Below are 19,679 nucleotides of genomic sequence, written 5' to 3' on the forward strand. Positions count from 1 at the left end.
CAATTACATCTATAGGACAGCTCAAAGCAGAATTGATAAAAAACTTTGTATGTACTATTATTAAGAGGACATAATTTTTGAGTAATACCTGTGAATGACGCATAAGGTGAGGCATAATCAAATAAAAATTCTAAGAGGAGATGAGTGTACATGCAGTATAAAGATTTCGGAAAAACCGGTATAAAGATTTCCGCCCTCGGCTTCGGAGCCATGAGGCTGCCCCAGACCAATATTGACGGAAAGAGTGTTTTTGACACGGAGAAAAGCATAGAAATGATACACAGGGCCTTTGAACTGGGAGTTAATTACATTGATACCGCACCAGGCTACTGCAATGGTGAAAGCGAAATAATTGTGGGAAAAGCTCTTAAAGGCTGGAGAGACAAGGTATATCTTTCTACCAAGAACCCCATAGAAGATGATTCCGGAGACCACTACCGTGAAAGGCTGGAAAAATCCCTGAGAAAGCTGGATGTGGATTATATTGATTTTTACCACATGTGGGGCATAAATTGGGATACTTATGTAAACAAGATTGATGTGAAGAATGGCCCGCTGCAGGCTGCTTTCAAGGCCAAGGAGGAAGGCTTGATCAAGCATATTTCCTTCTCCTTCCATGACAAGCCTGAAAACATGATTAAGATCATTGATACCGGGAACTTCGAAACCGTGCTGTGTCAGTACAACCTTCTGGACAGATCGAATGAGGAAGCCATCGCCTATGCGAAGGAAAAAGGTTTAGGTGTGGTGGTAATGGGCCCGGTGGGAGGAGGAAGACTGGGAAGCCCTTCAGAGGTTATAAGGAATCTGCTTCCAGGCAAAGTGTCCAGCAGTCCTGAAGTGGCTTTAAGGTTTGTTCTTTCAAATCCCGGTGTTTCATGCGCATTGTCCGGCATGAGCACTATAGAGATGGTGGAGGAGAATGCTAGGATAGCATCCAATGAATCGCCGCTCAGTGAAGCTGAAGTAGCGGCTATAAAAGCTTCCATGGAGGAAAACCGGCGTATGGCGGGGCTTTATTGCACAGGATGCAACTATTGCATGCCATGTCCCCAGGAAGTAAATATACCTCTTAACTTCCAGCTTATGAACTATCACCGGGTTTACGGACTGACCGAGCATGCCAGGGAGCAATACAAAAAGATCGGTACCGTGGACTGGATGAAGGGTAAAAAGGCTGAAGAATGCGTAGAGTGCGGCTTATGCGAGGAAAAGTGCCCGCAGAAGTTAAAAATACGTGAGCAGCTTAAGGAAACAGCCAAAGCATTGGCATGATGAAGCTGACATGATGAATCCGGCATGATAAAATAATACAGGATGGTTGAAGGTTATTTAGGCGCAAAAGCGATTTTTGCGCCTAAATCAATGTTTACATTAAATTTGCTTTTTTATATTATAGGTTGAGGAATGAGATATTAATAATATAGAAATTTATTATCAGTATTGGAGTGTTTAATATGTGTCTTGCCATACCCGGTAAGGTGGTTAAAATCACAGAAAAAACCTGCGTTGTAGATATCATGGGTGCTGAAAGGGAGGCTTCAACAGAGCTGCTTGACGGTGTGAAAGTGGGAGATTATGTATTGGTTCATGCAGGCTGCGCCATACAGAAAATGGACGAGCAGGAAGCGTTGGATACGATACGGATGTTTGAAGAAATGAAGGATATTGCCCATGAATAATTTGATAGATGAGTTCAGAAATTCAGATACAGCCCGCAAAATGGTAAGGATATTGTCGGAATACAAAGGAAGACCCGTAAACCTGATGGAGGTATGCGGCACCCACACCATGTCCATATTCAGGTTTGGTATAAGGGATGTGCTGCCGGAAAGCGTCAGGCTGCTTTCCGGACCCGGCTGTCCTGTATGCGTTACTCCAAACTATTTTATAGATGCAGCCATCGAATTGTCAAAGATGGATGATGTGATAATCACCACCTTCGGGGATATGATGAGAGTACCGGGCAACGGTTCTTCGCTGCTTGAGCAGAAAGCTTCCGGAAAAGACATAAGGATTGTCTATTCACCTTTGGATTCATTGAAGATAGCGGCTAATAACCCGGATAAGAAGGTGGTTTTCCTGTCCGTGGGTTTTGAAACCACCACTCCGGTTTCTGCTCTGACTGTTATAAAAGCAAAGGAAGAAGGCATAAATAACTTTTACCTGCTGTCGGCCAATAAAACCATGCCTGAAGTCCTGAAAACCCTATGCTTGGACCCTGAAGTAAATATTGACGGATTTATTTATCCCGGTCATGTAAGTGTAATAACCGGTACCGCCATGTACGATGAAATTGCCGAAAAGTACGGCATGCCGGGTGTAATAGCCGGATTTGAGCCCCTGGATATCCTCCATGCCATAATAAGGCTTGTGTCAAACATAATGAGCGGCAGGGTACTATCGGAGAACGGCTATAAAAGGGCTGTTAATCCCGAAGGCAACCCTGTGGCCCTGGCCAGGCTTTATGAAGTTTTTGAACCATGTGACGCCAGGTGGAGAGGAATCGGATTGATACCCGGTTCCGGTCTGAAGATGAGGGATGCATACGCAGATTATGATGCTTGGAAAGTGTTTGACATACAAGTTACGGATCACAGCGATCCCAAAGGGTGTCTGTGTGGAGAGGTTTTAAAAGGAAAGAGGACACCGAAGGAGTGCAAACTGTTTAATACTATATGTACGCCTGAAAATCCGGTGGGCGCATGCATGGTATCCTCCGAGGGTACCTGCGCGGCTTATTACAAGTATGACATGAAGCGGTGATGCTATTATAGAGCTGAGAGCCGACAATAAAATTCCGGGTTTTATTGCTTTGTTGACAGTGGGAAATATTACCATCAACGTTTGCGCTGGGGAACATTACTGTTAACCAGCACTGTTAACCGGCAATGCCAGGTGATAACCTAACCACATTCTGCTGTAAAGGCTGATGGAAGCTTGCGTCAGATTACGGCAGTCATAACAGCAAAGGAGAATGATAAGGAGAAAAAACATGAAAGATATAATCACCCTCGCCCATGGAAGCGGGGGTAAACTTACCCATGAATTAGTAAGAGAAATATTTAACAAGCATTTTGCCAATGATACCCTGCTGCAGGGTAATGATGCAACCTGCTTTGATGTTCCGCAGGGGAAAATTGCGTTTACCACCGATTCCTTTGTCATCAGTCCTGTTTTCTTCAAGGGGGGAAACATAGGAAAGCTTTCCGTATGCGGGACGGTGAATGATTTGGCTGCCTGCGGAGCCCACCCCATGTATTTGAGCTGCGGCTTTATTATAGAAGAAGGATTTCCCCTTGCAGACCTGGAGAGGATAGCGGCATCCATGGGAGAGACGGCCCGGGAATGCGGCGTGAAAATTGTTGCCGGGGACACCAAGGTTGTGCAGAAGGGCGCTGCGGATAAGGTTTTCATAAATACATCCGGCATCGGAGTTGTTCCTGCCGGCATAAATATATCCGGGTCCAATGCCAAACCCGGCGATAAAGTCATAATAACAGGATATATAGGCGATCACGGCTGCTCCATCCTTTTGGAAAGGGAGGGCCTGGATATTTCGTCGGATATTCAAAGTGACTGTGCTCCCTTAAGCGGGATGATGGGAGAAGTCCTGGCAGCGGCAAGCGATGTGCATGTTTTGAGAGATCCGACCCGAGGCGGCCTGGGAACCACATTAAATGAGATTGCCATCCAGAGCAATGTGGGCATACGTATATTTGAAGAAAAAATACCTGTAAGGAATGAAGTCAGGGGGGTATGTGAACTGCTGGGAATGGACCCGCTGTATATGGCCAACGAAGGAAAGATGATCATCATTGCTCCGGAAGCTTCTGTAAATACCATTTTGGAAGTCCTGAAAAAGCAAAGGTATGGGGTTGACTCCTGTGTGATAGGGGAGGTTATCGATACCCCGGCCAAAAGGGTTGTTATGAAAACTGTGACCGGCGGCAGCAGGATAGTGGACATGCTGACGGGGGATCAGCTGCCGAGGATTTGCTGAATTAACCGGATGGTAGATATTGCTGTGCCGGGTAAAGAGGCTATTTAGGAGCAAATATTTCGTTATAGCTAAATATGAGATAAGTAAGAATTCAATAAGTAATCTCTTTGAATAATTGTGATTTATGCGGAATGCAGGTTATCTACAAGAATCAAAGGCTTTAGCTTTAAGCTTAGGATATATGATTTAAGGGATTACATCGACTGATTTCTTCAATTATCATGAATTAAAGCACAGGAAACAATACTGACGTTCTCCTGTGTTTTTTCTTGATTATATAAATTTGCTGGGATAGAATAGTAACATACACCATGGCTTCTTCTTTTTACCAGATGATTAATTAGGGTGGAGTTCCAGAAAATTAGTTAAGTATAAGTCGGTGACAACATAATTGCAGATGCAATAGGTGCAGAGTATTCGGGTATAAAGGAGTGCGTATAAGAAGTCCTAGCGAAGTTGAGGTTGAATATTGATCAGTAGTAAAAGGGGATACACCTAGTGATTATATTGTGAGGTAAGGTGATGATGATGTCCAATATTAATAATGCTTCAATGTTAAGACAGCAATATAAGGATGACAGCAACTTAGATATCAGGATTAAGTTGCACCAAAAATACAGCACCAACAAATATGGGTACACCAATTGGATGTTCGATTTATATGAATTTTTCGATGGATGCAAGGTTTTGGAGCTGGGATGCGGAAACGGAAGCATGTGGGAGAACAGAATGGAGAAGCTGCCTGCCGGAACCAGCCTTGTCCTTTCCGACATTTCCGAAGGTATGATAGAGATTGTCAAAGAGAAATTCAAAGATTATTCTTTTGTCTCAACGGAGCTGATAGATATTCAGGATATACCTTATCCCGATAATACATTTGATATAGTAATAGCAAATTCCATGCTTTATCACGTTCCTGACTTGCAAAAGGCGATATCGGAAGTTTATCGTGTCTTGAAGCCGGGCGGTAAATTTTATGCCACAACTACAGGAGTGAATGGAATGCAAAAATATCTATATGATAGGTTTCAGGAGTTTAAACCTCAGTTAAATGCCTTCAGCCAGCCGTTTCCCTTTAATCTGCAAAACGGAAAGGAGATATTAGGCAAGAGCTTTTCAAAGGTAGATAAGTATGAGTATGAAGATTCGTTGGAAATAACAGAAACGGCAGACTTGATGAATTGGATATATTCCTCGTTGCTAATGTTGAGGATTGATAAGAATGATTTGGAAGGCCTTGATGAATTCTTCGAAAACTGCAAGGACGAAAGGGGAGTAATCAAAATCCCAAAGGAAGCCGGCATGTTTGTGTCTTCAAAATAAAGACTGCCTTTTTCATTTCATGCCACATGTTTTAAACGTCCTGAACCTGGTGGACGATGTAGCAAGGAGTGATCTGGGATGAAAAAAAAAGAACTGAATTGCATATGGGAAAATAGTGAAATCAAGGGCTTGTGAGCCCAAAACTGGCTCACAAGCCCCATTAAATTATCGTAGAAAATCAATTTGCATAAAAAGTTGCATGTATTTCCATATAGCCTATTCCATTATCACAATTGGTTTTATAAGGTCTTTTGGCTTTTTCGCCATGAGATAAAAGGCGTCTTCAATTGATTCAAGTCCCTTAAATCTATGAGTTATCATTCTGCTGGGATCAACCCTTCCTGCCTTTATCATGGAAAGGAGTCTTTCAATTCTCTTTCTTCCGCCAGGGCAGAGGCCTCCTTTTATGGTCTTATGGGATAGGAATCCTGCAATATATGCATTAGGGATGCTCAATACTTCAGTTTCAGTGATAACCTCAAGCATTGCCACATTTCCTCCTCCGGCTTTTACTACAGCTATGGCATTGTTCAGAGCTTCAGCACCTCCGCCTGCAACAATGGCAGCATCAGCACCCTTACCGCCAGTAAGCTTCATAATCTGCTCAATAAGGTCACCATCTTTGTAGCTTACTATGTCTGTTGCTCCATACTCTTTTGCAAGCTCCACGCAATTAGGTCTTGTTCCAACAGCAATTAACCTTCCGGCCCCACGTAATTTTGCGCCTGCTACGGCCATCAAACCAACAGGTCCGATTCCAAAGACCACCACAGTGTCCCCAAATTTCACGTCTGCCAGCTCAGAGCCGTAAAATCCGGTGGTCATCATATCTGTTGCCATAACAGCGGACTCGAGAGATACACCTTGGGGGATCAATCCCAGATTCATATCAGCAGAACGAACTTTTACCTGATTTGCAAAAGTTCCATCCTCATAATTTGAGAAATTTATGGCAGTAAACAAGCCACCTGCATCCTGGTGCGTTCCATCCTGAATATCGGGATGCTTCCATGTGGGAGTGGTACATGGGATCGCAACCCTGTCGCCAACCTTGAAGTCTTTTACATTGGCGCCGACTTCTATTACTTCTCCAACACATTCATGACCGAGTATTCTATTCTTCAAGTGTGGTCCTTCCATCTCATAGGCCGAGTGAACGTCGGAAGAACAGGGTGAAATCGCAAGAGGGCGAACTATAGCATCGTCAGGACCACAAACATAGTCTGGTTTTTCCATCCAACCTACTTTGCCTTTTTCTAATACTCCAAATCCTTTCATATATAAGACCTCCATGGGTTGTTAAAATATTGTCAATCTATAGTTCATCATAGCACTAGATGGACAATAAATCAATAGAAATATTTATGTAAACTAAGAATAAAGGACAGGGTATCGGCACAAAGGTAGCAGTATTCAAATAAAACTCTTAATGTAAATAAACCAACCTAAAAACCTAGCTTTAGTATGCCTGGTAAGAAATTTTCTTTATTCATGAGATTGAATAAAATATAGCTTCGGCAGTAGCAGCATTATTTTTTGATGTGCTTTCAAGAATGCCCTGTTAGCAACTCAATCGAAAAATCGTTGATTTGCTCCTATTTGGCCTATAGTAAAATAATGATAAAAAATGTAGCTATGGGAAAGATGGATATGCCTTTCCAATGTGTCCACTTATATGTCTATATCATGTATTAAAAAAGTTGCTATATTTTTGGCAAACTTTGCAGCCTTTCCGTCGTCTAAAGCGTATATAGGTGGAAAGAGGTGAAGCGAATGGCATATAAGTCCTATCGGCCGGAGGACTTTGAAGCGGTTGTGACAAAACATGAAAACAGACTGTATCGCACTGCCCTTGACAACCCCATCTTTCTCATAGATGAACTGACCCTTGACGCGGTACTGGCACGGACTTATGAGGTTTCAGACTCAGGGGATGAGCCTGGCCAGCGAATGAAATTCAGTGTGTTGTATGGGGATGTCCTGGTGGAACTTAACGCAAAAGGTGTTTCATCCGAAGTAATATTTGAAATCTTACAGCAGCTTTTGATGTAAGCATGGGTGGAAATAGATGAAATATTTTCAAATTTAATTTTTGTGGCGAATATTTTCATTAAAATCCTGTCTATTTAGATGAAGGCCTTCAATTTTTCGGTGAAAGGGGGATGCATATGGAGGACTTGCAAATTATTGAGCTGTATAATGCTCGCATTGAAACCGCGATCAGTGAAACCGATTCTAAGTATGGTCGGATGCTTCATGGGATTGCGTTGAATATCCTGTCCAATCATTGGGACAGCGAGGAAGTTGTTAATGATACTTATGTAAAAGCATGGAATGCCATTCCTCCGGAAAAACCAAAATCTCTTGGTGCATACCTCGGGAGAATCACCCGTAACCTTTCAATTAACCGTTGGCATGAGCAAAGAGCCAAAAAGCGGTACAATGGCGCGGAAATGCTGCTTTCCGAGCTTAGTGAATGCGTCCCCGCAACTAAAACCGTAGAAGCTGCGGTCGAAGTAAAGCAGCTGGCATGGGCAATTGACCGTTGGCTGGGCACATTGTCCACCGACAACCGTGTTCTGTTTCTGCGGCGTTACTGGTTTGGAGATGCTGTAGATTTGCTGGCCAAGGAATGTGGAACATCGGCAAATAAGATGGCAGGACGCTTGTATCGTTTGCGGCAGAGTCTGAAAAAGGCCTTGGAAATGGAGGGGATTTCGATATGAAAGAAAAGAAAATCTTTGATGCTATAACCGAAGTGCGGGATGAATATATTGAAGAAGCAAGAACAGCGAAGCTAAAAAAGCAGTCCGCAGGTTGGAGGAAATGGACAGCTATCGCTGCTTGCACAGTCATGGCTGTCAGCATTATAGCTGCACTTATACAGCAAAATTTCCTTCCTTTTGGCGGAAGATCAGGAAGCGGCGGTGCAGGACACGGAGAGGGCAGTATTTTTATGTCCTATGCGGGACCTGTATTCCCACTGATTTTGAGTGAGGAGGACAGCACAATAACTGCCCTTCGTAACATTAGCTATGATTTTTCTTTAAAAAGTGAAGATAGCGTTCGTGTCTGGGGGGCAAAGGTAAAGGACAGCTACACCTTAAGCAATTCTTCCCCTGAGGAAAAAAAGGTAAAAGTTATTTACCCTTTTGCCGGAAGCTTTAATGAACTACAGCAGCTGATGCCTGTCATTACCGTAAATGGACGGGAAATTCCATGCACACTATATGCAGGAGGCTATTCCGGAGGATTTACCGGTGTGTATGGCGCAAACGATCCGGATGGAAGCTCCAATTTGCTATTGCTAAACAGCTGGGAGGGATATAAAGCGCTTTTGGAGGATGGCAGTTACCAGAGGGACGCTTTCAAACCATATCCCGTGCTATCCCAGAAAGTTATTGTGTACAGCTTTTCAGATTTTAAGGCACCTGAAGAGTATGAAGCGGCAACACAAGCCATATCCTTTAATATTGACCCTGATAAGACCACCATTTTGCAATATGGTTTTGAAGGTAGTGCTATTGGTGAAGACGGATTCAGGCAGTTTGACTACTTTGTACCAAAGAATGAAGCTTCGAGAAAAAGTACAAAAATGCTCATTGTAATTGGAGACGACATAGGCGATTATACTTTGCAGGGATACAAAACCGGTGCCTGTGAAAAAGGCAATGAGCTGGATGGTGTATCGGCGACAATCACACGAACAGAGCGTGTTCTTTCTGATGTTTTAGTAGAGCTCATTGATGATTTCTATGAACAATATGATGATAAAAGCTTTCTTATGGTACCCAAGGATATGTTCCTCGGCGCTGTTTCAGAATTTTTACTTCAATACGGAGTGCTTTCTGAGTCGGTTCGTGACCGATACAAGTATGGAATGCTGGAGGTTATAATTTCAGAAACTAGAACTCTTCAACGCGTATTCTATCTGGAGTTTGAGGTGACGATACCTGCCGGTGGCAGTATTTCTGTCGTAGCAGATATGTATAAGAAACCAAGCTACGATTTTGCCTGTTCCGGGTCTGAAAACATCGGCATACAGGGTTACGATATGGTGACCCGGTTGGGAAGCAACTTGCATTTTAACGCTCTGACTGCGGAGTTAACCTCCACAGAAAATATCGAAATTGTCCGTCAGAATTTCGGTTTCAACTTATCTCAAGGGATCACCAAGGTGGAGCTTGATCTTATGAAAGAGCATTACTACTTAGAGATAAGACCGGTGGAAAAGTAAAATACAAAAATATGTAATACGATCGTATGTAAAGAGCATAGATTGCAGATTTATGCAAGAAATGTTTGATAAGAGTATCAAGTAAGAAGATATAATTGGAATATGATGAGGAGCATTTCTTTCGGTAAAAATACTGCAACGAAATATTTTGAAAAGATTGATACTTTATTTTTGTTTTATTATATTTAATAAATGTGTCTAATAAATATGTCAAGCCTCTTGATGTGAGTTATCATATATGATAACATATTTATATAGCATGATATACACTAATATTGGAGGTGTATCATGAAGTGGCAAGTGGAATACTACAAAAAGAAAGATGGAAGTATACCTGTCCTTGATTATTTGCTTTCATTAGATACTAAAATGCGAGCAAAAGTCTTTAGTGAAATAGAACTGCTTGAAAAACATGGACCTAAGTTGAGAGAGCCTTACGTAAAGGCTATAAAAGGTGAACAGTACAAAGGGCTTTTTGAACTGAGAGTAAAATTTGCGTCAAATATTAGCCGAATATTCTATTTTACATACCGGCAAAATACCTTTGTACTACTCCATGGATTTACGAAAAAAACTGAAAAAACACCACAAAGGGAGCTTGACCGGGCACTGCGTTATAAAGAAGATTATGAAAGAAGGTGTGATGATGAGTAAAGCTGGAATAAAGTTTTCAGAAGTAAAAGAACTTTTAATGAAAGATGAAGAATTCAAAACAGAATACGAGAAACTAAAGCCGCGCTATGATATAATTTCTCAAATCATTGAGGCGCGAACAAGCCAAAACATTACCCAGGAAGAATTAGCACTTCGGGTTGGTACTCAGAAGTCCAATATCAGCCGCCTAGAAAGTGGAACGTATAATCCTTCTCTTGACTTTCTAATTAAGGTTGCTCGATGTCTTGGGAAAGAGATACAGGTAATTTTGAAGTAAAGATATTGAGATCGTATAAGGCACTGAGAAATCAGTGTCTTTTTTGATATGTGTAATTTTTCACATGATGGTCATTTTTATTGTAAGTTTTTTCAAATTGTAATACAATTTCATATAAGTTCAGCAAAGCAAGTCAAGTAATTATTATTTATTCCTGTTACTCTATATACAGGAGGAGAAATCATGGATAGTTGGGAAAAGATAAATGCTGTTCAGCGCATGCAGGATTATATTGATGAGCATATTACGGATCCGATATCTCTTCATATGCTTGCAAAAGCTGCAGGATACTCACCCTGGCATTCCGCGAGAATTTTCAAGGAATTGACAGGTAAGACGCCCTTTGCGTACATTCGGGAACTTCGGCTGTCAAGAGCTGCTATCAAGTTAAGGGACGACAATGTGAAAATAATTGATGTAGCGCTTGACTTCGTCTTTGATTCCCACGAAGGCTTTACAAGAGCCTTCTCCAAGCAATTTGGCATGACGCCGCAAGATTATTGCAAAAATAAGCCGCCGTTGAAGCTTTTTATGCCAAGGCGTATCTGTGATTACTACCTCATGTTGCAAAAAGGAGTGAATAAAATGACAAAGAACAACAACACAAACACTGTTTTCGTTCAAGTTATTGAGCGCCCTGCAAGAAAATTGATTTTAAAACGTGGTGTAAAAGCAACCCATTACTTTGAATACTGTGAAGAAGTAGGATGTGATGTTTGGAGCATGCTTTGCAGCATTAAAGAGGCTATTTATGAGCCTATCGGCATGTGGCTGCCTGAAAATTTAAGAAAGCCTGGAACATCCATATATGCCCAGGGTGTAGAAGTGCCGGAGGATTACTCAGGTGAGGTTCCGGAAGGATTTGAAATAATTGACCTTCCACCATGCAAAATGATGGTTTTCCAAGGACAGCCCTATGAGGATGATAAATTCCAGGAGGCGATAGGCGACTTGTGGGAAGCTATGAAGAATTATAATCCTGAGATTTATGGATTCAGATGGGCAGATGAAGATGGCCCCCGGTTCCAGCTTGCACCTATGGGATATAGAGGCTACATTGAAGCAAGGCCGGTAAGGCAGCTTAATACAAAATCTGGAACATAAATGTTGACTTCCTGAGTATAATATAATATCATATAAAAAAACAAGCGAACACAAGCAAAATGGCGTTGATAAGGAGGAGTACATGCTCTCCTGAAGCAGAGAGAGAAGATGGGTGGTGAAAATCTTCGTGACGGAAGCATGGAAGTAGCCTTTGAGCTGTGAACCGAAAGGATATTGTCCCAGTAGGCTTCAACGGAAGTTTCCACCGTTAAAAGGAAAGCAATATCGGATGGTTATTAACATCATCCCGTATTGGCAGAGTGCAGATAGTCATATCTGAATTTAGGTGGTACCACGGACGCATATGGTTCGCCCTAAGCAATTACAAAAAAGCTTAAGGCGAACCTTTTGTTTTGTGTTCGTAAAATTCAAGGAGGTATTACCATGCAGAAAAAATATGACTTCAGGCTAGTAGAAAAAGAGATGCAGAATTTTTGGAAAGAAAACTCCATTTATAGCTTTGACCCGGAGAGTCATAGCGAAATCTATTCTATTGACACGCCGCCGCCGACTGTTAGTGGCAGCCTGCACATCGGGCACATTTTTTCCTATACGCAGGCGGAAATGATCGCTCGTTTCAAGCGCATGCAGGGTTATAATGTTTTTTATCCCTTTGGCTTTGACGACAACGGTTTGCCAACCGAAAGACTTGTGGAAAAGGAAGAGGGTATTATTGCCAAGGACTTTCAAAGGAATGAGTTTATTAAAAAATGCATCGCAACTACTGCGAAATATGAAAAGGAATTTAAAGATTTATGGCAGTCTCTGGGCTTCTCGGTTGACTGGTCTCTTCAATATGAAACCATCAACCCAATGGTTCAACGAATATCGCAAAAATCCTTCATCAAACTTTTACAGGATGGGAAGGCATATATGATGGAGTCGCCGGTTTTGTGGTGCACCGAATGCCAGACTTCAATAGCTCAGGCTGACTTAGAATCCATTGAAAAGGAAACAACTTTTAATTATGTTAAGTTTAAGACCAGCGGAGAAGATTTAGTGGTTGCCACAACGAGGCCTGAGCTGCTTTATGGCTGCGTTTGCCTTTTTGTAAATCCGGAGGATGATAGATTTGGGCAATATATCGGCAAAAGCGCCACTGTTCCTTTGTACAACTATGAAATCCCCATATTGGCAGACAGCAAAGTTGATATCAGTAAAGGAACAGGTGTGGTTATGTGTGCAACCTTTGGTGACAGCACCGATGCAGAATGGTATAAGTCACATAAGCTGCCGTACAGAAAAGTCATTCTGCCTGACGGCACAATAGATAAAAGTGTTCCTCTGATCGGAGGATTGGAGGTCAAGCGAGCCAGAAAAGAGATCATCAGACTGCTTGAGGAAAATGGACTTTTAGCAGAGACAAAAAGCATAACGCATACTGTTTCCGTACATGAGCGTTGCGGTAAGGAAATAGAGATTATACCCTCAAAACAATGGTATATTGATATTCTTACCAATAAAGAGCTGTTTTTAAAAGCAGCCGATGAAATCAATTGGTATCCGAAAAGCATGAAAAGCAGGTATATATCATGGGTAGAAAATCTCAAATGGGATTGGTGCATATCCCGTCAGCGTTATTTTGGTGTTCCTTTTCCGATATGGTACTGCAAGAGCTGTGGAAAGGTAATAATCGCAAGGGAGGATATGTTACCTGTAAATCCCCTTGAGACAAAACCAGATGGGCCTTGTTCCTGTGGGTGTGATGAGTTTTTGCCTGAAAGCTCGGTATTGGATACATGGGCTACATCGTCCATCACTCCGCAAATAAATGCGAAGTGGGGAGAAGAAAAGGATATTTCAGACAGGCTTTTGCCGATGAGTTTGAGAACACAAGCTCATGAGATCATACGCACATGGGCATTTTATACTATTGTTAAAAGCCTGTATCATACAGGCCAAATTCCCTGGAAGGATATAATGGTTTGCGGTTTTGTTCTCGCTAAAAAGGGAGAAAAGATCAGCAAATCAAAAGGTAATTCCGAGTTATCGCCCAAGGAGCTTATAGAAAATCATTCTGCCGATGTTATAAGGTATTGGGCTGCCAATTCCAAGCTCGGGACGGATACATTTTTCTCTGTTGATGACTTGAGGATAGCCAAAAGGTTTATAACAAAGCTATGGAATGCGTCCAGGTTCGCGCTGTCTCATTTGCAGGATATCGACATCAATGCAGATATCGAGCTGATGCCCGTGGACCGATGGATAATCGAGCGCTGCAAACAGACCATCGTTGAAGCCCGAAGCTTGCTAGAGCAATACGAAATCGGATCAGCGCGCCATAAAATTGACGAATTTTTCTGGAAGGATTTATGCGACTATTATCTTGAAATTGTTAAGGAACGCCTGTATCAGCCTGAGAAACGCGGGGTCAGGGAGCGGCAATCAGCCCAACATGCCTTGTATTATTGCATGCTTAATGTGTTGAAGCTGTATGCTATTTACGTACCGCACATCACCGAATACATTTACCAGAGCTTTTTCAGGCAATATGAGAAAAGCATTTCCTTGCACAGGCTGTGTTGGGAAACTGAAGAGATTGCTGACCATGAAATACTCGTTTTCGGAGAAAAGCTAAAGGGCATTGTTTCGGAAACAAGAAAATACAAGACCGAGAACGCTTTGCCAATGAATGCGGAAATGGAAAAGATTGTTATTGCCACCGATGAAAAATTGATGGAATTATTTCAGCAAACAATAGATGATATAAAAGCTTGCTGCCATGCAAAGATAGTAGAAATTAGCTCATAGTGGCTGAGCTACAATCAGTCAACCAATATATGGTCGCTCCATGTAATCAAAACTTTCTGATGCGTAAAGATGAGTTGGTGAGCATTGCTTTCATGCAACTAATAATGCTGCTTCTGTTTACCAATAGGAAGGCTGCTGTAGGTACCCCATCGGGATTAAAGGAACTATAGTTGAGCCTGAGAATACCTTTATCATACATGTGAGATAAAGGTATTCTCGTAAAAGACCACTGGAAAAGTGCACAGCAGTCAACTCCTTTTTCAACTGTCCACTGAGGAAACAGCATGGTTCTTTTGGAAATTGATTACTTGAACCTTCTACTCATCACTCCTTGAAAGCAACCTTTTGTATGTTGAATCAATAAAGGCCGCGCCAAGGGGGGCAGTAATTAGAATGGACAACACTGCTACAGTTAAAACAATATCGCCGCAGGCAAGTCCCATAGACAGTGGCAGACCTCCGATTGCTGCCTGTACTGTGGCCTTTGGCACATAAGCAAAGGCGGAGAAAATCCGCTCTTTCTTATTAAGCTTGGTTTTAGTGAAGCATACAAAAACGCCAAGCATGCGAAAAACTAAGACACATAATATGAGGATAATCGCCATGGGTCCTGCTTTTATGGCATAGTTTATATTTACAGTAGCTCCTACAAGGACAAACAATAAAACTTCTGCACCAACCCACAGCTTAGAAAACTTGCTGGATAAACGTTTTGAAAGCTCATATTTTCTTTGCTGCAGAGTAGCCCCCAGCGCCATTACTGCGAGAAGCCCAGAGAATCCAATTATTCCAGTAAAACTGTGCTCCAAAGTAACGAGGAGAAAGGAGATTGATAGTACGATGATTACCTTGCTGCTATCTCTAACATGTGCCTTTGAAAAGAAGGCGGACAGCAAAAGACCTATTGCAATGCCTCCCATGAGTCCAAAAGCAATGGAGGTGGGTATGGTCATAAAGCTCAAAGGTGTGATGGTACCACCTTGGGCTAATCCAGTAAATGCAGTAAATAGAATAATTACAAATACATCATCAACGGAAGCTCCTGCCATGATTATTTGAGGAATGCTCTTTTCTCTGCCATATCCGCCTTCTATAAGCTTAATCATTCTTGGAACGATAACCGCAGGGGAAACCGCTGCTACAACTGTTCCCATGATGGCGGCATCTAAAAGCGATATGCCAAGAAGCATCGGAGCGAATATCAGCATCCCTATAATTTCAAAGCATGCAGGCACAAAGCACATTAATATGGCCGGACGTCCGACTTTCTTCAAGTCTTTGATATCCAAATTCAGTCCTGCCCGTGTAAGGATGATTATTAAAGCAATCTGCCTCAGCTCGGTAGATATGTTTAGGATGGCAGGATCTAATATATTAAGTGCGTATGGACCAAGAACAATGCCTGTGACAAGCATTCCAAGCAAACTCGGCATCTTTAGTTTCTCAAGTACTTTTCCCAGCGCCATTCCACAAAGGAATATAAATGCAAGTGATAAAAGCATAGTTTTCTCTCCAATCTTTTGCAAAAATAAAAAACTGATGAGCCTGCGATTGTAAAATCACAGAAGTCATCAGCTTATAAGCGGTTTAGGGATTTACCCATGGGAGAACTTCATTCCCTGTAAAACATAAAAACATTGTAACATATTTTCGTAGTTTTGCAATAAGGTTGAGATAATATATACAGAAAATTGCTCTTTAAATTCAATCCTAAAATCACTAATGATGGAACCAATTGTAAGATTCATCGTCTGATGATATAAAGGAGTTGATTTTGGTATGAAAAAGTTTAAACATACCCTATTGTGTGCTGTCCTAATAATCTCTGTAGTATCGTTTATGACAGGGTGTGAAGACAATCATAAGGATGATGAGCCAAAAGCCGAAAAACCGGTAATCTATCTATATCCGGAAAAAACGATGGATGTGACAGTTAAGCTAAATTACAATGGAGAAGTTACCTGCACCTATCCCACATATTATGAAGGCTGGAATGTAACCGCTCATCCGGATGGAACGTTAATCAATAAAAGAGACGGAAAAGAGTATTCTTATCTGTTTTGGGAAGGCAAAAGCAATATTGAATATGATATGAGCAAGGGTTTTGTTGTGAAAGGCGAGGATACGGCTGATTTTTTAAGGGACAAACTGGAGTATATCGGTTTGACGCCAAAAGAATATAATGAGTTTATCGTCTACTGGCTTCCCAAAATGCAAAACAATCCATACAATCTTATCACTTTTCAAAATGAAGTCTATACGGACAATGCAAAACTGGAAATAATACCTGAGCCTGATAGAATTTTGAGAGTTTTTATGGCATATAAACGCCTTGACAAGGCTGTTTCCATCGAGGAGCAAAATCTTGTGCCTTTTAAGCGGGAAGGCTTTACCGTTATAGAATGGGGAGGCACGGTTGTAAAATAACATTGATTTTTACTCCAGCTATTGACATTTTGGTCTATTAAGTATAGACTTAACATATGAGGTCTATAAATAATAGACCAAGGAGGTTATAGCATGAAGGATTATAAACTTGCAAAAAGTGAAGCAAGATTTGCCGATCTGATTTGGCAGCATGAGCCCATTGGCTCCGGTGAGCTGGTGAAGCTGTGTGAAAGGGAAATGGGCTGGAAGAAATCTACCACATATACAGTCTTAAAAAAGCTGTGCGAGAAAGGTATCTTTAAAAATGAAAATGCAGTTGTATCATCTATGATAAAAAAAGATGAGTTTTACGCAAAGCAAAGCAGGCGATTTGTTGAAGATATCTTCGGAGGTTCATTGCCTAAATTCCTGACAGCTTTTATCGGGGAAAAAAAGCTCAGTGAGCGCCAGGCTGAAGAGCTTAAAAAGCTTATTGACGAGTATAAGGAGGGATAACCTTGGAGGAATTGTTCCTTTCCGTTTTGAATATGAGCCTTACGGCGAGCTATGTAATCCTTTTTGTGATACTCGTCAGGATGCTGCTCAAAAAAGCGCCAAAAGTGATTTCCTATGCCTTATGGGCTGTGGTGGCCTTTCGCCTGATTGTTCCATTTTCATTTGAAAGTATGTTCAGCCTTTTGCCACGCAGCATGAACACTGCTCCAATCACCCCAGACATCATCTATCAGCAAAGCCCTCGTATTAATAGCGGAATAGAGGTAGTCGATTCATTTGTAAATAAATCCCTTCCTGCACCGACTATCGAAGCAAGCGCCAACCCATTACAGATTTACATAGGAATTGGAGCATACATTTGGATTTTGGGAATAGTGGCATTAATCTTTTACAGTGTGATATCAACTTTACATTTAAAAAGACGGCTCAAAGGCTCACGGCTGATAGAGCACAACATATACGAAGCCAATAATTTGAAAACACCCTTTGTGCTTGGATTGATAAAGCCCAGGATATATTTGCCGGTGGGACTTAACATTCAGGAAAGAAGATATATTTTACTGCATGAACAGACCCATATCCATCGAAAAGACCACATAATAAAAATACTGGCCTTCTTAATATTGTCCTTGCATTGGTTTAATCCTCTTGTGTGGATCGCGTTTATGTTAATGAACTCAGATATGGAGATGTCCTGTGATGAAAAAGTATTGAAAGAAATCCAAGAAGATATTAAAAAACCCTATGCCTATTCGTTATTATCCCTTGCTACCGGAAGGCATGCTATAAACGGAAGCCCTCTTGCTTTTGGTGAGGGAATTATGAAGGGCAGGATTAAAAATGTATTGAATTACAGGAAACCTGGGTTTTGGGCAATTGCTTTATCAATCATCCTTGTTGCGGCAGTTGGAATTGGATTAATGGCAAACCCAAGGACAGTAACTGGTGATAAGTCAATTATAAGCAGCGTGAGGGATGTTTTAAAAATCACTGTCAAGACACAGCCAGGCGACGAAAGCAGTCTTAAAATGATTGAAGACAAAGAACATATAATGGATGTCATAAATTATATTAATGGCTTGGATTTAAAAAAGACGGCCAAAGATCCCAGTCAATACGATGGTATGTCTTATATAATAACAATTTACTATAGCAATGACACAAGCATGGAGTATATTCATTTTGGCAACAGGTTTTTTAAAGAATCCGGCAGTGATTGGTATGAGATGCCTTACAAACAAGCTGTAAAATTCGCAGGTATTTATAAAAGCTTATCCGTTGGCGTTAAGGACTCTGAGCAAGACAGGGATGCCGGCTATGAAGATGAAATCACCAGATTGGCATGGGAGTATATAAATAAAGATATCGCTAACTATGAATTAAGCCCGGGAGTAAAAATTATTGACAGCAAAATTACCCGGTTGGAGTTAATCGAAAGCTTTGACAATTTGGCAGAGGCGCCTGTTGAAGTTTATGCGCTGGAATACCGGCTGCTTCCTGAAGATTTGAGCAAAGTTGTATTAGCCGGTGGAATGCAGGTGGATGAGGAAGGTTGGCTTAAAGAAACCAGCAGCATGGGCAAACCGCTCATGGTTGTATTGCGAAATGGCGATTCAGTAACTCTTATCGGAACGCTTTGGACGGCTGAGGTTAGAACTGAAACAGAAATGAAATCCCGAATTAGGTCTTTGCTTGGTCTTACCACCATTGAATCTGCCACCTTAGTGCCTGCTGCACCTAAATTATCTCCTGAGCAAACCTTGGGAGTTGATATGGCTGAGCTCGACTATGCTTCTGATGATATATTAATCTTTCATGATTATTTCGGGCTGTTTGTATATGATCTAAACTCATCTGGCATTATACGCAGCTTGGACTTGGAACCTTTAAACTGTCATCAGACGCAAGGAGACAATTATTGTGAGGTTTCGGTTAGCATGGACGGCAATACGGTGCAGTTGCATCCCATGAGCAGCAAAAACATGTTCGTGTATACCATTTCAGATAACACATTGCAGGAAACAATCTATAAGCCAATGGACAACCGATTTGGCAATCAGTTTGTTCCCATAGAAGAGGTGATAAATTCAACGATGCTTGGCAATTACAGTCACCACGCAGTACTCTTTGACACAGGAGAATACGGATACCTTCATACGGAAGATTGGACGATCAGCACCCTGTCATATGTGCGCGGGGATAAGGTATTCAGGCTGTTTGATTTGAAAAGATAATTGCTTTGAGTTGATAATAATGCAATGTTATACATAAGAGACCCTCCTTGGTAAAAGGTGCGTTTGGCAACTTACACTTTACCAAAAGAGTGGTCTTTTGCCCATTTTATCCGATAACGATTTTACACCGGGTTTGGATATAGCAAAGAGGTATATTTATATCGAAAAATTAAAGTACTAAAAGCTTTTACTCTTGACGATCAGCTTCAAATC

18 protein-coding genes, 1 riboswitch and 1 other annotated feature are annotated in these 19,679 nt (G+C 41.5%); of the genes, 15 read left to right on the plus strand and 3 right to left on the minus strand.

Annotated elements, in window-relative coordinates; all coding sequences use genetic code 11:
* The first annotated feature begins 150 nt into the window (after positions 1-150).
* The 5 genes from CDO33_RS06055 to CDO33_RS06075 all read left to right on the plus strand — a co-directional run bounded on the left by CDO33_RS06055 (position 151) and on the right by CDO33_RS06075 (position 5,326).
* Positions 151-1,275, plus strand: coding sequence for an aldo/keto reductase (locus CDO33_RS06055; RefSeq protein WP_103080235.1), 1,125 nt, complete (start codon positions 151-153; stop codon positions 1,273-1,275).
* Between the two features lie 182 nt (positions 1,276-1,457).
* Positions 1,458-1,682 carry a HypC/HybG/HupF family hydrogenase formation chaperone gene (locus tag CDO33_RS06060; RefSeq protein ID WP_103080236.1) on the plus strand — a complete coding sequence of 75 codons (225 nt, stop codon included), beginning with the start codon at positions 1,458-1,460 and terminating at the stop codon, positions 1,680-1,682.
* Positions 1,675-2,766 carry a hydrogenase formation protein HypD gene (gene hypD / locus CDO33_RS06065; RefSeq protein WP_103080237.1) on the plus strand — a complete coding sequence of 364 codons (1,092 nt, stop codon included), beginning with the start codon at positions 1,675-1,677 and terminating at the stop codon, positions 2,764-2,766. Before CDO33_RS06060 ends, hypD begins: the two co-directional genes overlap by 8 nt.
* A gap of 229 nt (positions 2,767-2,995) precedes the next feature.
* Complete coding sequence (gene hypE, locus CDO33_RS06070; RefSeq protein WP_103080238.1) at positions 2,996-4,003, plus strand: hydrogenase expression/formation protein HypE; 1,008 nt, start codon at positions 2,996-2,998, stop codon at positions 4,001-4,003.
* A gap of 522 nt (positions 4,004-4,525) precedes the next feature.
* On the plus strand, positions 4,526-5,326 hold the full coding sequence (locus tag CDO33_RS06075) for a class I SAM-dependent methyltransferase (RefSeq protein ID WP_103080239.1): 801 nt from the start codon (positions 4,526-4,528) through the stop codon (positions 5,324-5,326).
* A 216-nt stretch (positions 5,327-5,542) separates the two neighbouring features.
* Here CDO33_RS06075 and CDO33_RS06080 read toward each other — a convergent pair whose 3' ends face one another.
* On the minus strand, positions 5,543-6,604 hold the full coding sequence (locus CDO33_RS06080) for a zinc-binding dehydrogenase (protein WP_103080240.1): 1,062 nt from the start codon (positions 6,602-6,604) through the stop codon (positions 5,543-5,545).
* A gap of 495 nt (positions 6,605-7,099) precedes the next feature.
* Between CDO33_RS06080 and CDO33_RS06085 the strand changes: the two genes are divergently transcribed.
* The 7 genes from CDO33_RS06085 to CDO33_RS06115 all read left to right on the plus strand — a co-directional run bounded on the left by CDO33_RS06085 (position 7,100) and on the right by CDO33_RS06115 (position 14,349).
* On the plus strand, positions 7,100-7,378 hold the full coding sequence (locus tag CDO33_RS06085; protein WP_103080241.1) for a hypothetical protein: 279 nt from the start codon (positions 7,100-7,102) through the stop codon (positions 7,376-7,378).
* A gap of 116 nt (positions 7,379-7,494) precedes the next feature.
* Positions 7,495-8,052 (plus strand): RNA polymerase sigma factor, encoded by a 558-nt coding sequence (locus tag CDO33_RS06090; RefSeq protein WP_103080242.1) that lies wholly within the window; start codon positions 7,495-7,497, stop codon positions 8,050-8,052.
* Positions 8,049-9,563 carry a hypothetical protein gene (locus CDO33_RS06095; RefSeq protein WP_103080243.1) on the plus strand — a complete coding sequence of 505 codons (1,515 nt, stop codon included), beginning with the start codon at positions 8,049-8,051 and terminating at the stop codon, positions 9,561-9,563. The genes CDO33_RS06090 and CDO33_RS06095 overlap by 4 nt, the downstream gene beginning before the upstream one ends.
* Before the next feature lie 288 nt (positions 9,564-9,851).
* Positions 9,852-10,217 (plus strand): type II toxin-antitoxin system RelE/ParE family toxin, encoded by a 366-nt coding sequence (locus CDO33_RS06100; RefSeq protein ID WP_103080244.1) that lies wholly within the window; start codon positions 9,852-9,854, stop codon positions 10,215-10,217.
* A complete protein-coding gene (locus CDO33_RS06105; RefSeq protein WP_103080245.1) occupies positions 10,210-10,494 on the plus strand; it encodes a helix-turn-helix transcriptional regulator in 285 nt (94 codons plus the stop codon). Before CDO33_RS06100 ends, CDO33_RS06105 begins: the two co-directional genes overlap by 8 nt.
* Before the next feature lie 183 nt (positions 10,495-10,677).
* Entirely contained in the window at positions 10,678-11,598 is a 921-nt protein-coding gene (locus CDO33_RS06110; protein WP_103080246.1) for an AraC family transcriptional regulator, read from the plus strand.
* Positions 11,599-11,654: 56 nt separating this feature from the next.
* Positions 11,655-11,918 (plus strand) — a binding site (T-box leader).
* 64 nt (positions 11,919-11,982) lie between these two features.
* Positions 11,983-14,349 (plus strand): valine--tRNA ligase, encoded by a 2,367-nt coding sequence (locus tag CDO33_RS06115; protein ID WP_103080247.1) that lies wholly within the window; start codon positions 11,983-11,985, stop codon positions 14,347-14,349.
* A 46-nt stretch (positions 14,350-14,395) separates the two neighbouring features.
* On the opposite strand, the gene CDO33_RS20585 is transcribed toward CDO33_RS06115, so the two are convergent.
* Positions 14,396-14,635, minus strand: a complete 240-nt coding sequence (locus CDO33_RS20585; protein WP_151898647.1) for a hypothetical protein — start codon at positions 14,633-14,635, stop codon at positions 14,396-14,398.
* A gap of 31 nt (positions 14,636-14,666) precedes the next feature.
* Positions 14,667-15,851 carry a cation:proton antiporter gene (locus CDO33_RS06120; RefSeq protein WP_103080248.1) on the minus strand — a complete coding sequence of 395 codons (1,185 nt, stop codon included), beginning with the start codon at positions 15,849-15,851 and terminating at the stop codon, positions 14,667-14,669.
* Positions 15,852-15,904: 53 nt separating this feature from the next.
* Positions 15,905-15,978, minus strand: a riboswitch (Fluoride riboswitch).
* Positions 15,979-16,128: 150 nt separating this feature from the next.
* Between CDO33_RS06120 and CDO33_RS06125 the strand changes: the two genes are divergently transcribed.
* The 3 genes from CDO33_RS06125 (at position 16,129) to CDO33_RS21130 (ending at position 19,466) form a co-directional block, all read left to right on the plus strand.
* Positions 16,129-16,776, plus strand: coding sequence for a hypothetical protein (locus CDO33_RS06125; protein ID WP_103080249.1), 648 nt, complete (start codon positions 16,129-16,131; stop codon positions 16,774-16,776).
* Between the two features lie 93 nt (positions 16,777-16,869).
* Entirely contained in the window at positions 16,870-17,232 is a 363-nt protein-coding gene (locus CDO33_RS06130) for a BlaI/MecI/CopY family transcriptional regulator (protein WP_103080250.1), read from the plus strand.
* Between the two features lie 2 nt (positions 17,233-17,234).
* Positions 17,235-19,466: a M56 family metallopeptidase gene (locus CDO33_RS21130; protein WP_202849472.1), complete on the plus strand. Its 2,232-nt coding sequence runs from the start codon at positions 17,235-17,237 to the stop codon at positions 19,464-19,466.
* The last annotated feature ends 213 nt before the right edge of the window (positions 19,467-19,679 follow it).

This window comes from Clostridium thermosuccinogenes, from assembly GCF_002896855.1.
Lineage (GTDB): Bacteria > Bacillota > Clostridia > Acetivibrionales > DSM-5807 > Pseudoclostridium > Pseudoclostridium thermosuccinogenes.

Coding starts and splice junctions, on each gene's coding strand:
- CDO33_RS06055 (WP_103080235.1), top strand. CDS start 151: ATGCAGTATAAAGATTTCGGAAAAACCGGTATAAAGATTTCCGCCCTC.
- CDO33_RS06060 (WP_103080236.1), top strand. CDS start 1,458: ATGTGTCTTGCCATACCCGGTAAGGTGGTTAAAATCACAGAAAAAACC.
- hypD (WP_103080237.1), top strand. CDS start 1,675: ATGAATAATTTGATAGATGAGTTCAGAAATTCAGATACAGCCCGCAAA.
- hypE (WP_103080238.1), top strand. CDS start 2,996: ATGAAAGATATAATCACCCTCGCCCATGGAAGCGGGGGTAAACTTACC.
- CDO33_RS06075 (WP_103080239.1), top strand. CDS start 4,526: ATGATGATGTCCAATATTAATAATGCTTCAATGTTAAGACAGCAATAT.
- CDO33_RS06080 (WP_103080240.1), bottom strand. CDS start 6,604: ATGAAAGGATTTGGAGTATTAGAAAAAGGCAAAGTAGGTTGGATGGAA.
- CDO33_RS06085 (WP_103080241.1), top strand. CDS start 7,100: ATGGCATATAAGTCCTATCGGCCGGAGGACTTTGAAGCGGTTGTGACA.
- CDO33_RS06090 (WP_103080242.1), top strand. CDS start 7,495: ATGGAGGACTTGCAAATTATTGAGCTGTATAATGCTCGCATTGAAACC.
- CDO33_RS06095 (WP_103080243.1), top strand. CDS start 8,049: ATGAAAGAAAAGAAAATCTTTGATGCTATAACCGAAGTGCGGGATGAA.
- CDO33_RS06100 (WP_103080244.1), top strand. CDS start 9,852: ATGAAGTGGCAAGTGGAATACTACAAAAAGAAAGATGGAAGTATACCT.
- CDO33_RS06105 (WP_103080245.1), top strand. CDS start 10,210: ATGAGTAAAGCTGGAATAAAGTTTTCAGAAGTAAAAGAACTTTTAATG.
- CDO33_RS06110 (WP_103080246.1), top strand. CDS start 10,678: ATGGATAGTTGGGAAAAGATAAATGCTGTTCAGCGCATGCAGGATTAT.
- CDO33_RS06115 (WP_103080247.1), top strand. CDS start 11,983: ATGCAGAAAAAATATGACTTCAGGCTAGTAGAAAAAGAGATGCAGAAT.
- CDO33_RS20585 (WP_151898647.1), bottom strand. CDS start 14,635: ATGCTGTTTCCTCAGTGGACAGTTGAAAAAGGAGTTGACTGCTGTGCA.
- CDO33_RS06120 (WP_103080248.1), bottom strand. CDS start 15,851: ATGCTTTTATCACTTGCATTTATATTCCTTTGTGGAATGGCGCTGGGA.
- CDO33_RS06125 (WP_103080249.1), top strand. CDS start 16,129: ATGAAAAAGTTTAAACATACCCTATTGTGTGCTGTCCTAATAATCTCT.
- CDO33_RS06130 (WP_103080250.1), top strand. CDS start 16,870: ATGAAGGATTATAAACTTGCAAAAAGTGAAGCAAGATTTGCCGATCTG.